The sequence below is a fragment of the Leuconostoc kimchii IMSNU 11154 genome (genome assembly GCF_000092505.1).
GTDB classification, from domain to species: Bacteria; Bacillota; Bacilli; order Lactobacillales; family Lactobacillaceae; genus Leuconostoc; species Leuconostoc kimchii.
Genome location: NC_014136.1, coordinates 1,030,052 through 1,043,217, shown reverse-complemented (window position 1 = coordinate 1,043,217; position 13,166 = coordinate 1,030,052). Strand labels below are relative to the sequence as shown.

At 37.8% G+C, this 13,166-nt stretch carries 15 protein-coding genes and 1 other RNA gene; 5 read left to right on the top strand and 11 right to left on the bottom strand.

The genetic code is table 11. From position 1 onward, the window contains the following. The 7 genes from LKI_RS05675 to zapA all read right to left on the bottom strand — a co-directional run bounded on the left by LKI_RS05675 (position 1) and on the right by zapA (position 7,100). Positions 1-1,338 carry a replication initiation and membrane attachment family protein gene (locus LKI_RS05675; protein ID WP_013103214.1) on the bottom strand — a complete coding sequence of 446 codons (1,338 nt, stop codon included), beginning with the start codon at positions 1,336-1,338 and terminating at the stop codon, positions 1-3. Further along, entirely contained in the window at positions 1,325-1,945 is a 621-nt protein-coding gene (coaE, locus tag LKI_RS05670; RefSeq protein ID WP_013103213.1) for a dephospho-CoA kinase, read from the bottom strand. The genes LKI_RS05675 and coaE overlap by 14 nt, the downstream gene beginning before the upstream one ends. A 1-nt stretch (position 1,946) precedes the next feature. After that, positions 1,947-2,681, bottom strand: a complete 735-nt coding sequence (locus LKI_RS05665; protein ID WP_013103212.1) for a DUF975 family protein — start codon at positions 2,679-2,681, stop codon at positions 1,947-1,949. Beyond that, positions 2,659-3,522 (bottom strand): bifunctional DNA-formamidopyrimidine glycosylase/DNA-(apurinic or apyrimidinic site) lyase, encoded by an 864-nt coding sequence (gene mutM / locus LKI_RS05660; protein WP_013103211.1) that lies wholly within the window; start codon positions 3,520-3,522, stop codon positions 2,659-2,661. The genes LKI_RS05665 and mutM overlap by 23 nt, the downstream gene beginning before the upstream one ends. Positions 3,523-3,712: 190 nt before the next feature. Continuing rightward, positions 3,713-6,118: an endonuclease MutS2 gene (locus LKI_RS05655; RefSeq protein ID WP_013103210.1), complete on the bottom strand. Its 2,406-nt coding sequence runs from the start codon at positions 6,116-6,118 to the stop codon at positions 3,713-3,715. Positions 6,119-6,177: 59 nt separating this feature from the next. Beyond that, a complete protein-coding gene (locus LKI_RS05650) occupies positions 6,178-6,699 on the bottom strand; it encodes a CvpA family protein (protein ID WP_013103209.1) in 522 nt (173 codons plus the stop codon). Beyond that, a complete protein-coding gene (gene zapA, locus LKI_RS05645) occupies positions 6,696-7,100 on the bottom strand; it encodes a cell division protein ZapA (protein ID WP_013103208.1) in 405 nt (134 codons plus the stop codon). Before zapA ends, LKI_RS05650 begins: the two co-directional genes overlap by 4 nt. 72 nt (positions 7,101-7,172) lie before the next feature. Here zapA and rnhC point away from each other — a divergent pair, with 72 nt between their 5' ends. The 3 genes from rnhC to LKI_RS05630 all read left to right on the top strand — a co-directional run bounded on the left by rnhC (position 7,173) and on the right by LKI_RS05630 (position 9,192). Further along, positions 7,173-8,096 (top strand): ribonuclease HIII, encoded by a 924-nt coding sequence (rnhC, locus tag LKI_RS05640; protein WP_013103207.1) that lies wholly within the window; start codon positions 7,173-7,175, stop codon positions 8,094-8,096. Between the two features lie 35 nt (positions 8,097-8,131). Then, positions 8,132-8,416, top strand: coding sequence for an AFWIR motif membrane protein (locus LKI_RS05635; protein ID WP_013103206.1), 285 nt, complete (start codon positions 8,132-8,134; stop codon positions 8,414-8,416). A 143-nt stretch (positions 8,417-8,559) separates the two neighbouring features. Then, the gene (locus LKI_RS05630) at positions 8,560-9,192 is read left to right on the top strand and encodes an NAD-dependent epimerase/dehydratase family protein (protein WP_013103205.1); all 633 of its coding nucleotides are present in this window, start codon (positions 8,560-8,562) and stop codon (positions 9,190-9,192) included. Between the two features lie 44 nt (positions 9,193-9,236). Here the strand turns inward: LKI_RS05630 and LKI_RS05625 are convergent, their stop codons facing one another. After that, a complete protein-coding gene (locus LKI_RS05625) occupies positions 9,237-9,476 on the bottom strand; it encodes a hypothetical protein (protein ID WP_013103204.1) in 240 nt (79 codons plus the stop codon). A 431-nt stretch (positions 9,477-9,907) separates the two neighbouring features. Here LKI_RS05625 and LKI_RS05620 point away from each other — a divergent pair, with 431 nt between their 5' ends. Then, positions 9,908-10,123 carry a DUF3923 family protein gene (locus tag LKI_RS05620; protein ID WP_013103202.1) on the top strand — a complete coding sequence of 72 codons (216 nt, stop codon included), beginning with the start codon at positions 9,908-9,910 and terminating at the stop codon, positions 10,121-10,123. 224 nt (positions 10,124-10,347) lie between these two features. Continuing rightward, the gene (locus LKI_RS05615) at positions 10,348-10,704 is read left to right on the top strand and encodes a TspO/MBR family protein (protein ID WP_013103201.1); all 357 of its coding nucleotides are present in this window, start codon (positions 10,348-10,350) and stop codon (positions 10,702-10,704) included. Positions 10,705-11,015: 311 nt separating this feature from the next. Here LKI_RS05615 and ssrA read toward each other — a convergent pair. The 3 genes from ssrA to LKI_RS05605 form a co-directional block, all read right to left on the bottom strand. Further along, positions 11,016-11,374, bottom strand: a transfer-messenger RNA (tmRNA) gene (gene ssrA, locus LKI_RS10755). A gap of 70 nt (positions 11,375-11,444) precedes the next feature. Beyond that, positions 11,445-12,245, bottom strand: a complete 801-nt coding sequence (gene accA / locus LKI_RS05610; RefSeq protein WP_013103200.1) for a carboxyltransferase subunit alpha — start codon at positions 12,243-12,245, stop codon at positions 11,445-11,447. Between the two features lies 1 nt (position 12,246). Continuing rightward, complete coding sequence (locus LKI_RS05605) at positions 12,247-13,086, bottom strand: acetyl-CoA carboxylase carboxyltransferase subunit beta (RefSeq protein ID WP_013103199.1); 840 nt, start codon at positions 13,084-13,086, stop codon at positions 12,247-12,249. Positions 13,087-13,166: the final 80 nt, after the last annotated feature.

Sequence of the window (13,166 nt, the reverse complement as noted above, 5' to 3'; positions counted from 1 at the left end):
TTAGTTTTTCGTCTTTATATTCTTCAGCTTTGCTAAAGCAGCAGCGGCACTGTCAGTTTCAACAGTTGCATTTGATACCGTCTCATTACCATTATCTGTACCTGGTTTAGTTACAAATTTTGGTGTTGTTTTTTCAGGTCTCGCATGACGACTGAATCGTTTCTCTTGACGTTCTTGGTTTGCCTTTTGACGTTGTTGAATTTGAATTAATGCTTTTTCAGGGGTATCTACCCGATTTTGCGTCCATGAATCAGCAATTGTTGTCACCAAAGCAGCTTTTAAACTGTCATTTTGTAAACCAATTAATACATAGTGTACCAAAATATTAACGACCGGCATTGGTAGTGTACTTTGCGCTATTAAATAATCCACTAAATCACGTTCTTTTTTGAGTACCAAACCACTTTTTAACGTTGTTTTCACATACCCTAAAAATTCTTGTGCATTTGTCGTACGCGCTATTTCAATCAAAGCACGGGCTTCTGTATTTTTAATTTCAGGTACACTTTGTAATTGTTCCGGTTCGGATGCCACTTTATTGGCAGAAACATGACGCGTCACTTGTTGTCTCAACAGACGTTGCACCTCTTGCTCATTAATTTCATGCGTATCTAATGTGATGCTTTGGTTCACCACCCCCGCAAGCGTCACCTCATCAACACCATACGTCATGTGCATTGCAACTAGAAAATTACGATGTGACACTATTGTAGCCATATGTGCGCCACGAATCATCTCTGAAAAATCATCAAATTTAAAAGTTGATGCATCTGGCTGTATCGTTGCATCTTGATAAACTAATGGTGTTGTCGGTACACTTAAATCATTTTGATTTTGGAAAACTTGTAAAAATCTTGCTGAAATATCGTTACCGGTGAGTTTGACTTGCCCTTGTATACCATACCGTTTTTCAAGTATTAAATACCGCTCTTCACCAACAAATTTATACAACAAACCAGATAATAGTTGTTCTTTAAAAAATTTATCAGCTGCCAAAGGTGTTAACAAACGATAGCCATAAACCTCGCCCATGGCATCTTTTTCATAAACCGTTTTCATTAATCCAGCAGCTTCCAAACGCCGGCGACATTTGACAAAATTGGGTAAACTGATATTCAAACTATCAATAATAAAATTATGATCTTGGCGCTTGAGTTGTTCGTGATTAAAAGGTAATTCGTTCACTAATAAATGATACAACGCATAACTAGTTGCACCAATAAAAGGCAAGTACAAATTAAAAACACGTGATAAATCATCAGGCGTAATCAAATGATCCGCTTGAAAAAAAGCACCCGCTGTTGCATGAAATTCAATTGTGCTGTTATTTTGCGTCATATTTTGGAGCAATTTCCTTTAATTCTATTATCAATTTTTCAATTTGTACTGCTAAAGACATCTTATCACCATTATTGTCCAAAATATAATCAGCACCAGCGATTTTTTCGGCTATTGGTATCTGGGATTTCATACGATTTTGCGCCTGAGTACTGTCTAACCCATCCCGGGCTTCCAAACGTGATTTTTGAATCGCTTCGGTCGTATGAACGACAACAATTTTATCGATTATATCTTTCTTATCGTAACCACGTTCAAACAAAAGTGGTATATCAATAATTAAAATGGGAATTTGCTGTGTTCTCCAAAAAGCAATTTTATCCAACATCGTTGACCGAATGGCTGGTTGCATAATTGTATTTAATCGTGTCAATTCAGCTTGATTACCAAACACAATACGCCCCAATTTATCACGATTCAGAATCCCGTTTTCAATAATATTTGGCCCAAAAGCTAATTTAATTTTTTCTAATGTTCGTGTCCCTGGTTCAACTACTTCGCGTGCCACGACATCAGCGTCAACAACGGGAAAACCAGCCTCTCGTAATGTCCGACTAACAGTCGATTTTCCAGTAGCAATGCCGCCCGTTAACCCAACAATCAACATATTATTTTGCCACACTCTCTGTCATTGCCAAAGTGAATAAATGTCGTGAATAAGCTACTCGTGTTGCATTCAAATAAGGCACCACATAGATATAAGCCAACCCAGCAGTAAGTATACCCAACAAATGCCAGCCTATGAAGCTTAATTCTAACAAAAACAGCTCCCACTTACGACCGGCCATTATCCGACGACTAACGGTTATATAATCTGTTAATTGTGGTTGCCTTGTGTGATTCTCAATATCGATTTTATAAGCAAAGTAAGTTTGAGAATAAGAAAAACCTTTGACTATACCTGGAATAAAGAACAACAGCGTCCATAAAAATAGCAACATATTTTGTACAAGTGCAAGCAGAAAAGTATGCCAAACATTCCCACGTCTAAAGAGCTGAAAACTGTCCTTTAGACTCGGTGTATCCTTAGGGCTTTCATACCAATCAATTAATGTCCAACTGGCCGTCCACAGGAATAGCAACTGCACGGCGTCGCTTAAGATACTTCTTAAAATAGAATAAATTTGAGTTAAACCAGTATCTGTATTGTCAACTGGAACATCGACCGTAGCGGAAAGATTGGTAAAAATTGAATAGACAAGTATTCCCGTAGCCAATGTCGCTAACACTGTTGTGATAATTGGAATAATATTAATCTTAATTGCAGTTTTAAAATGGCCATGATACAATTCGCGTGCCTCACGCTTAACACCACTAATACTAATTGGTTCCACTGACTTCATTAGTTCTCCTAGAATACTTCACTTGACAAACGGGGCAATATGTTGTGCCGCGTTGACCTACTTTTATTTTCACCAATGGCTCACCACAACGGAGACATGGTTGACCAACACGGCCATAAGCTTCTAATTTATTTTGAAATTGGCCAACCTCACCAAATACATTGCTAAAACTGTGTACTGTTGTGCCATGATTTTTAATTGCCATTTTCATTTCACTGATAATATTCTGACGCAAGGTTGCCAGTTCAATTTCAGACAGCTCATTGGCCGGTGTTTCTGGGTGAATTTTACTTTGCCATAGTACTTCATCTGCATATATGTTACCAATACCAGCAATTTTATTTTGATCCAACAAAAAACTTTTAACCGGTTTCTTGGAACGTGAAAAAATATCTATCATATAGGGCAACGTGAGTGACACATCAGTCGGCTCTGGTCCCAACTTTCCAAGAGACTGGACTTCATCTGTTTCATGATCTGTCGTTGTCAGAACCATACGACCAAAGCGCCGTGTATCATTATAAAAAATAGCGCGCTGATCATCTAATTCAAAAATAATTTCGGTGTGTTTATACGGCTGTGCACCAAGTGGTTCAACAGAATATTGTCCTTCCATTCTTAAGTGTGACACAATGGTATGCCCATTAGATAACCGTAATAATAGATACTTACCTCGACGATCAATTGCGTGAAACGTTGCATTTAAAACACCCGTTACAAATGCCTGTGAGTCACCTGTAATCACTTTGGGATACGGTAACTTAACTTGTTTAATTTGGCTTCCAATAATCAATTTTTCTAAACCACGACGTACTGTTTCAACTTCTGGTAATTCTGGCATCTAATATCTCAGCCCCCTGATATTTGTATTTGTTATTTTAACATCATAACCTGATCGAATAACTTTTAAACTTACTATTATTAATCATTTTACCACATTACATCTGTATGCTTCTTCATCACACAAAAACATCTATGCTGGTGGTAAAAAAGTAGAAGACGTTAGCCATACGTCTTCTACTCTATGTTAATTAAGTGAGTTCAGCAATTGTAGCGCCGTCTCCGCCAGCATTTGCGTTTGCAAAATGAAATGATTTGACACGTCGGTCTGAACGCAAAAATTCTGTTACGCCCTTTCGTAATGCGCCTGTCCCTTTGCCATGAATAATCTCTACGGCGCCAAGATTTGCTAAAACAGCAGTATCTAAGTAACGATCAAGTTCAGCTATGGCGGCCTCGTAACGTACGCCTCGCAAATCTAAGTTAGCGCTAGCCGTGCGACGTGATGAGCCGCCTGTTATACTTGTCTTAGCCACTTTTTGTCTCTTTTGTTTAGTTTTGACCTGTTGCGCCTTAGCTGTTGCTTCAGTTTTGATAATATCGTCATCGTCAACTAACATTTTTAATATGCCCATTTCAACTTCCCATTGGCCATTACTATGCTGTTTAACTAAGACACCTTGTTGATTATATGACTTTACCACAATCTCATCACCAGCAGCTAATGCTTTAGCACGCTTAGCTTTTTGGAGAACTTTATTTTTTTCTAAACTACCGTTTTGTTTCAGTTTATCTAGCTGGCCTTTTTTAGCTTGCAAATCTTGTTCACTTAGCTTTCCTGCTTGTTGACCCGCATTTAAGCGTTCTTTACGAATTTCTGATATTAACTGATCGGCTTGTTTTTTTGTCGCTGCTACAATATGATTAGCTTCATTTTTAGCATCCAAAACAATGCGTGCACGCTTTTGTTCCAATTGTCGTCGTTCTTCAGCCAGTGATTCTGATTGCTCTTTTGTTGTCTTTAAGCGTAATTCTAATTCCAAATTGTGCTTTTTAACCGCATCACGTTGTGTTACCAAATCAAGAATCATATGGTTTAGATCTTGATCTGATTTATCAGTAAGCGACGTTGCCGCGCCAATAACATCTAGCCCCAAACCTAGCCTTTTGGCAATTGCTAATGCGTTGGACTGTCCAGGAACACCCATTAGAAATTGATAAGTTGGCCGCAATGTTTCGACATCAAAAACCATGGATGCGTTTAACGTTTCGGGTCGATTGTAACCGTATAGTTTCAGCTCTGGATAATGTGTTGTCGCAATGACATAAGCACCTAAACTAGCCACTTTGTCCAATATTGCCATGGCCAATGCAGCGCCTTCAGATGGATCTGTTCCTGCGCCAAGTTCATCAAAAATAACTAAGGTACGACTATCGATTTGATCAATCATCGATACAATGTTTGCCATGTGCGAACTAAATGTGGATAAACTTTGTTCAATTGACTGTTCATCCCCAATGTCTGCAAAAATCTCATTAAAAACGCCGACGGTTGAAGGCCGTTTTGTCGTAATAAACAGACCTGACTGGGCCATCAACTGTAACAACCCTAGTGTTTTAATCGTAATTGTTTTACCACCTGTGTTTGGTCCTGTGATGATAATGGCTTTATAGTCCTCTCCCAAAGCGATATCATTTGCAACAGCAATATTTTTATCCAACAACGGGTGCCACGCTTGTTGTAAATCAACAAAGTTGTTCATATTAACAATTGGCTGCATAGCATCCAATTGTGCCGCCAATCGTGCCTTTGCATTAACAAAATCAAAATGGCCTAAAATAGTCACATTTTGCGCTAACTCTGAAGTATAAGGCATCAACGTAGCAGATAATTCTTGTAACACACGTTGTTCTTCAGCATGTTCTTTCACTCGCAACTCACTTAATTTATTATTAAGTTCAACAACAACTTGTGGTTCAATATACAACGTTTGACCTGTTTGGCTTTGATCATGAACAACGCCACCAAACTGATTACGGTACTCTGCTTTAACTGGCAGCACATAACGATCGCTACGAATTGTCACAATTGGGTCACTTAAATATTGTGCCGACTTGCCCCTAGTATAGGCTTGCATTTTATTTTTAACCGCTTGCTCATGACCTGTAATTTTGCCACGAATGGCCTTTAAATCAAAAGAAGCCTCATCATTAATACGACCAGTGACATCAATTGCTCGTTGTATTTGGCGGGTAACATCAGGCAATGAAACTAAACGCGCTGCTTGTTCTGGCAACACTTGTAACGACTCACCAATTGCCTCATCTCTCATCTGAGCAAAAAAATTAACAACGCTATTCGTATTACGTAAGACATTACTGATTTCTGATAATTCAGTTGCACTTAAACTGGCACTAATGTTTAATCGCTTAAGGTGTGTGGTAATATCAGCTAATTTCGTCAGTGAAATGCCGCCCTTCAAGCGATCAATTAAAACACCATCGGCAGTTTCAAGCAACCAATAGTTAATAGTTTCAATATTTGTTTCAGGATATAAATTCTCTGCCTCTTGTAAGCCAACAGGTGTTGACAAAAACTGGCGTAATTGTAACTTGATTTTGTCGTATTCTAAGGTTTTCAATACTTTTTTGTTCATGATTATTGTGGGCTCCAACACCTACATATTGCGATCTTTAATTTCTAAATATTAGCCTATCATAACCACCATTGATAGATTTGTTGTGCAAAAAAAGGTGCGTTATCAAGTAACCGGTTCAACTCCGGTGTATTTAAAAATTGATCTTGTATCCAAACATTAGGCACAACTGACAGTAATTCCAAAGCAAAAAAAGCAATTACCATACCAATTGCCCCATACAAAAAGGCACCAAGAGCGCCATCAACCCATCCTAACAGTGGTATATGCCGAATGATTTTTAACGAGCGTAAAACATAATGACTGACTGTACCACCAAGCATAATGAGTAAGCTAAAGACTAATCCCGAGGCCAAAAATTGTGAGCCTTGGTTGACTACATGCTGGGGCACCCCTGTACGAACAAATTGGCCATCAACAAACTGAGTTAACACAGCACCAACTGGTCTAGCAAACTTAATAGCGATGTACCAAACAATAAACCAAAGTGCCAATCGTAGCAGGCCATTAACGAGACCGTGACGGTACCCAGAAATAACCCAGCTTAATATAAAAATAAAGCCAATAATTAGTAGTATCATACATGTGTTCCTTGCTTGAATAGTTTATCAGTTGCTCGCGCTTGACTTTCATTTTTAGCATCATCAATGATTGAACCAATGGCACTCTTGGCACCACGCTTCAAATTAGATTTTTGCGTTTTTTTCTCTTGCTCCAAAGCCTCTTGTAATGTTAAAACTTGTGCTTTCAATTGGTCAATTTCCGCCTGCTTGTATAACTGATCGGAGAGCGTATTAAAAGTTAATAATACGGCTTGATCATAAGGTGATAAGTTTGGGGCAACAGTCTTAATTTGCTGCCATTGTTTGTTAAACAAGGTTTCGGTTGCTTTCACATGTGTTAGTGTCGCATGCCCTGAAATTGTATAATCTTTTCCAGCTAAATTAGCTTTAAAGTGTTTTTTTTCGTTTTGAGTAACCATCGTTTTTTCCCTCAGTATATTTAATCAATTATACACCATATTTCTACTAACAAAAACTGATATACTTAGTATATGCAAACAGTTATACAAGTGACACCTAAAATACTTCAAAAAATGGCTAACTACTATGCTAAAAATCAGACACTATCACTACCTGCCGGTGCCATTTTTTCAGCAAAAAATAGTCGTACGACAATTACTGGCTACCGGTCTGGTAAAGTGATGTTTCAAGGCCCGGGATTCTCACAAGAAGCGGCACTTTGGCAACCTGCCAAACCGAAAACAATCCAGTCAGTTAATAAAACAATCACCCGCCCTGGTAACCATTTACCTGAGGACTTTTCCAATTGGTCCGTGCTTGGTTCTGACGAGGTGGGTGCTGGTGCTTATTTTGGGCCACTCACCACGGCTGCTGTTTTTGTGTCCCAACGAGACCTTAAATGGGTGCGACAATTAGGTATCGCTGATTCTAAAACATTAACTGATGACAAAATGAGACAAATTGCACCAGAAATTATTGCGCGCCTACCACACCATGTTGTTAATTTAATGCCTGAGAAGTATAATCAATTGCAACCAACCAATAACGTGAATCAGCTCAAAGCAATTTCTCACAATTTTGTCCTTGGCAAGGTGTTAGAAAAAATAGACCCGACACGCCCCGATGGTATCCTTATTGATCAATTTGCACAAGAAAGTACATACTTTAACTATTTGCAACGTGCTAAGCAGCAACACATTATTCGCCAAAATGTTTACTTCACAACAAAAGGTGAACAGTACCATCTTAGCGTTGCAGCCGCTTCAATTCTGGCACGAGTCGTTGAGCTGGATTCTATGGCTTCTCTAAGTCAAGAAGCTGGTATTGTTTTACCTATCGGTGCTGGTCGTGAGGTCGATCAAGTCGCTGCACAACTGTTAAAACAAGGTAAATCATTACGTCACTATGCTAAGTTACATTTTGCAAATACACAAAAAGCAACCAACTTATTATAATTTTTCAATCATGCACTAAAAAATGGAGGTCTCCTATGCTTAATCTACTTGTTATGCCACTTTTAATTTTGTTTCTCATTATTTATTTTTTCGCAGCGCTTTTCTTCAATACATTTGGTATCGTTTCTAGATTGATATTAGCCATTATTCTGGTACTATTAGTCACGTTTGTTATCAAAAATTTCTTTGCTGTTGTCGGTGTGTTGATATTAATTGTATTAGCCTTTTGGATCAGAAAAAATTTCACAAAACCACCCAAAAACCATGCAACAGATCGTACGTTTGATGGTCAATTTGAAGAAGTAGATAAAGATAAATAATCGATGCTGCTCGGAATTCCTCTTTAATAACTCATTTTTTGCACCTTTCAGGTAGTCATTTATATTACGCCAGCTTTTTGGTACAATAGCAATAGTGGCAGCATTGATTGGGACACCAATGACTGACCAGAAAGGTGAACCATATGGACAAATTTACACAACAAAAGGTTGTCATCGTCGGAGGAACTGGATTTGTCGGTCAAGGCTTAATCAAACATCTTTCTCCGGAATTATTCGATGTCCACAGCATATCGCGTCATGTATTTTCACCTAACAACCAAGACACCACAACTTACCATGCCGTTGATTTGAGTGACCCCACACAGTGGCGTGCTATTGTCTCTGATGCCGATTGGGTTATTGATGCAGTTGGTATTTTATTTCCTAACCCTTTAAAACATCAGTCATATCAAAAGAACAGTGTTTCACCAGCTAAGCAGATTATAGATGTTTTATTAGAAGAGAAGCGCCCAAATTTCCTATTTGTTTCGGCTAATACTGGTCCTTTTTTCATGAAGCCCTATTTAAACGCTAAATCAATTGTTGAACAAATGGCAGCAACTAAATTATCGCAACGGGCGTTTATGGTTTATCCTGGTATTATCTTCGATCATGACCGTTTATCCTCTTATTTACCTGGATTAATTGCTTTTAAGCTACGCAAAATCCCCTATTTCAAGCATTTACGAGCCATTCCAAGAAATTTATTTGCATCAGAAATTGAACAGATACTCTTAGGACATGATAGTATCATGTCACATAGAACATTATCATAAAGTAACAAAAAACGACCTAATCAGGTCGTTTTTTGTTACTTTATTTAAGATTGGCGTTGCATCGTAGTCATTAAAAATAAAATTGCAAATACGACAATCAAATTCACAAAGAAATTAACATTAAATTGTGGTGTGACAGTTAGCCAACTTAAAAATATAGCAATATACAATAGGTAAGTATACCAATGTAATTTTAAATTCGCATAGCGATAACTGCGATATCCTGTAAACAGGCCTGTGATGAGTAAAGTCAAAATAACGACCCAATAAATTATTGTTACCACTATATTTCTCCTATTAATACTTACTAGACAGTATACATAATAATCGTACAAGTTACAATCCTGTTGATTCGTTTCCGCCTTTAAATAGGTGGCTTTGTTTGGTATGATATAAGTGTATAAAAATATTGATAATTTTATATACACTTATATCATAACGTTTAAAGCATTCTAGAGTTTATTAAAATACGACACACGTGCAGAACCACGTTAAAAGCATTATAGGGGACGACATGAGCACCGCATTACAAATTATTTTTTTACTATCTGGTGCCCTACTAATTAGAGCTTCTAAAAAACCAAACCCACGCCAAAAAATTCAAAAGTATTTTGGTACTTTTTTGCTCATTTTTGTTATTATCAGCTTCATCGTAGATTTTCTGAAGTAAAAAAGCATCGCGTACATCAGCAACATAAGTATTAGGAGAACAATTATGAGACACAACACTTGGCTAAGTTTTAATATCAGTAGCGTCATGCTATTTCTAATCATTAGTATTTTTCTGTGGCTACGTCACATTGACGGTACGGGAGCTGTCATGAACACTAAGCTACGCTTGTTAAACATAGGCGTGCTTTTCATATTTTTTGCCATCGTATGGCTTAGTGAGCTGATTGTTTTTTTTATTATTAGACATAGTAAGCAATAATAACTTTGAAAAAGCATCACCAAGTTGACAAAATAAATGAACAACTTGATATGACTTTTAGTAGTTGATAGTTTATGAGTGCGTGAAACTGAAAGAGAATTATAACATGAAGAGAAATTCTGTCACACTAAAATCCATAGCATTTATTGTAGCTATTTTAATTCTCGGCACATTGTCATCATTCAGTGTCGAATGGATACGTGGTCTGTCAATAGGCGACATATATGGTACGTTTAATTCTACCACCACTAGCACCACCAAAGTGGCTGTTTGGGCCAGCATGGGGCCTACTCTATATTTTACTTGGCATTTATTGTGCTAACCTAAGTTTTGTGAAGAACAATCGACACATACTCTATACCTATATGTATGTGCAACTAACATTAAATATATTTTGGACCGTTGTATTCTTCTCGTTTTCAAATTTTCTATTCGCTACCATAATGATCGTGGTAATGGATATTTTGGTTATGGCTATTATCTGGATAGATAGGCGGCCCATTAAGCTGCTATTAGTCCCTTACTTATTATGGTTACTATTCGCTACATATTTATCAGTTTCTGTACTTGTTTTAAACTAACTGTTCTACAAATTTAGAAGTTATATAGTCCATTGTAATTATTAATTGTTTGGTAGTATAAATCAGGACAGTTTATTACGTTTGAACTGAACATTAAATGCCCTTTTGTCATAATCAGTAATATCATACATCGTGCCCATAATATTTAAGACTATAAAACCACGTTCTACTTGTCTCATGTTAGAACGTGGTTTTATTGTGTTAAAATGTGTTATTTTACTTGAAATACCATGCAATATAGTGCAACGTTTTTCATAAGAAAAGGCGCTACATCAAGGTTTTTGAAACCTGATGCAACGCCATGACATGCTTAGTGGAGCCGAGGGGATTCGAACCCCTGTCCAAACCGTCCGGTACATGAACCTCTACGCTTATAGTGCTGTCATTTAAATTTCATAACCAGTTACGCCACAACACAAGGCAGCTACTGGTCACTAATCTGATTAATTTAACGTATAATCTCCAGATGTAAAATTATACACGATCTGACCTTTTATGACCTAACCTTAGATGTCAGAGACCAAGATTAAGTTACGCGTCACTGTGTTTTAAGCAGCGATTGCGAAAGAGTTTTCATTTTTTGCAGTTAAAAAGTCTGCCCGTTTTTACGCCCGGTTGGCGAAACGCAGTCCATGCCCTAAACGACCTGTCGAATTCCAAGAACGACCCCAAAAATAAAAATACAATGGTTCTATGTATTTTATTCAAAATTTAATCAGCTTACAACCTATTATAACACATCAAAACGCTCTAAAGCGGTCACGTCGTTGTTTTAGTAATTCCTGAGGTGTTAACGTATTTAATGTTCTAAACTCATCATCAAGACGCTTACGAATCAAATTAAACACACGCGGATGGTTGCGTGATTCTGGAATAATATATTCAATGACGTTTTTCTCCAACAAGTCCTTTGGCGTTAGCCCCATAACTGCAGCTGCCTCATCAGAGCGTTTACTATCTTTCCACAAAATTGACGCAAAACCTTCTGGTGACAAAATTGAATAAGTCGCATTTTGGAACATCCAAACTTGATCGCTGGCTGCTAAAGCCAATGCACCACCGGAACCAGCCTCACCATATATAATCGCAATCATCGGAACCGTCAATTTCATAGATTTTAAAATAGATTGCGCAATTGCTTCGCCCTGACCCTGTGCTTCAGCAGTTTTACCTGGAAAAGCACCTGGTGTATTAATAAACGTAACAATAGGTCGATGAAACTTATTTGCCTGTTGCATCAAACGTTGTGCTTTTCGGTAACCCCAAGGTTCTGGTGAACCATTTCGTTTGCTCAACTTATCATGAATATCAACACCCTTATCAATGACAATAACTGTTACTGGTGTGCCATTCAAAGCAGCAATACCACCAATCACAGACGAATCATCACCACCTAATCGATCACCGTGTAATTCTACAAAGTCTGTAAAAATACCATCAATAATTTCATGGGCTAAAAAGCGATCTTCTCGAGATTTTTTAACAATCTCAGCAGGCGTTAATTCTCGTTTAAATAACTTTAATCCAATATTTACAGCCATATTAAATCTCCCTTACACGATGCAGCTTGACTACTTTTGCAATCATTTTGTTAAGATCAGCTCGCGGTACAACCTGATCTAAAAAGCCATTTTCTAACAATGTCTCAGCACGCTGGAAATCTTTTGGCAATTTTTCATGAATGGTTGATTCAATAACACGTGCCCCCGCAAAGCCAACAAGTGCATGTGGCTCAGCAAAAGTAATGTCACCTTGCATTGCAAAACTAGCTGTCACACCGCCCGTCGTTGGATCAGTTAGGACAACTAAATATAAAAGTCCTGCCTCTTGATGAGCCGCTACAGCTGCCGAAATTTTAGCCATTTGCATCAATGAATTAATACCTTCTTGCATTCGTGCACCACCGGAGGCAGTAAATAGCACAACAGGTAATAAATGACTTGTTGCATACTCAAATAAACGGGTAATTTTTTCACCAGTCATGGTCCCTAATGAACCCATCATAAAATATGAATCCATAATTCCCAAGGCTACTTTTTCAGATTCAATCGTGGCAATACCTGTCAAAACGGATTCACCTAAACCAGTTTGTGATTTAGCACGTTCTAATTTTTCAGCATAACCTGGAAAAACTGGTGTTGTCATTTCAATTTCTGAATCTATTTCTTCAAATGATTCTGTTAGCTGTTCAACACGCTCGCGTGCCTGAAGGCGAAATCCATAACCACAGTGTGCACAAACACGATAACGTCCCAGTTGTTTATTGTATAGTTGCACACCACAGTAAGGGCAAGCTAAAAATAAACCATCTGGAATACGATCGTTAACCGAAGCATCACGCTTAATTTTCGAGGTTGATTTTTGATTATCATATAAATCCATAGCTAAAATATGTCTCCTAATCATTCATAATAAATTAAAAATGCCTGACTAAGCATCTCTCATACAACAATACCGCATAT

What these genes read in the sequence shown, in the direction of transcription:
- LKI_RS05675 (WP_013103214.1), bottom strand. Translation starts at nt 1,338, where the DNA reads ATGACGCAAAATAACAGCACAATTGAATTTCATGCAACAGCGGGTGCT.
- coaE (WP_013103213.1), bottom strand. Translation starts at nt 1,945, where the DNA reads ATGTTGATTGTTGGGTTAACGGGCGGCATTGCTACTGGAAAATCGACT.
- LKI_RS05665 (WP_013103212.1), bottom strand. Translation starts at nt 2,681, where the DNA reads ATGAAGTCAGTGGAACCAATTAGTATTAGTGGTGTTAAGCGTGAGGCA.
- mutM (WP_013103211.1), bottom strand. Translation starts at nt 3,522, where the DNA reads ATGCCAGAATTACCAGAAGTTGAAACAGTACGTCGTGGTTTAGAAAAA.
- LKI_RS05655 (WP_013103210.1), bottom strand. Translation starts at nt 6,118, where the DNA reads ATGAACAAAAAAGTATTGAAAACCTTAGAATACGACAAAATCAAGTTA.
- LKI_RS05650 (WP_013103209.1), bottom strand. Translation starts at nt 6,699, where the DNA reads ATGATACTACTAATTATTGGCTTTATTTTTATATTAAGCTGGGTTATT.
- zapA (WP_013103208.1), bottom strand. Translation starts at nt 7,100, where the DNA reads ATGGTTACTCAAAACGAAAAAAAACACTTTAAAGCTAATTTAGCTGGA.
- rnhC (WP_013103207.1), top strand. Translation starts at nt 7,173, where the DNA reads ATGCAAACAGTTATACAAGTGACACCTAAAATACTTCAAAAAATGGCT.
- LKI_RS05635 (WP_013103206.1), top strand. Translation starts at nt 8,132, where the DNA reads ATGCTTAATCTACTTGTTATGCCACTTTTAATTTTGTTTCTCATTATT.
- LKI_RS05630 (WP_013103205.1), top strand. Translation starts at nt 8,560, where the DNA reads ATGGACAAATTTACACAACAAAAGGTTGTCATCGTCGGAGGAACTGGA.
- LKI_RS05620 (WP_013103202.1), top strand. Translation starts at nt 9,908, where the DNA reads ATGAGACACAACACTTGGCTAAGTTTTAATATCAGTAGCGTCATGCTA.
- LKI_RS05615 (WP_013103201.1), top strand. Translation starts at nt 10,348, where the DNA reads ATGGTACGTTTAATTCTACCACCACTAGCACCACCAAAGTGGCTGTTT.
- accA (WP_013103200.1), bottom strand. Translation starts at nt 12,245, where the DNA reads ATGGCTGTAAATATTGGATTAAAGTTATTTAAACGAGAATTAACGCCT.
- LKI_RS05605 (WP_013103199.1), bottom strand. Translation starts at nt 13,086, where the DNA reads ATGGATTTATATGATAATCAAAAATCAACCTCGAAAATTAAGCGTGAT.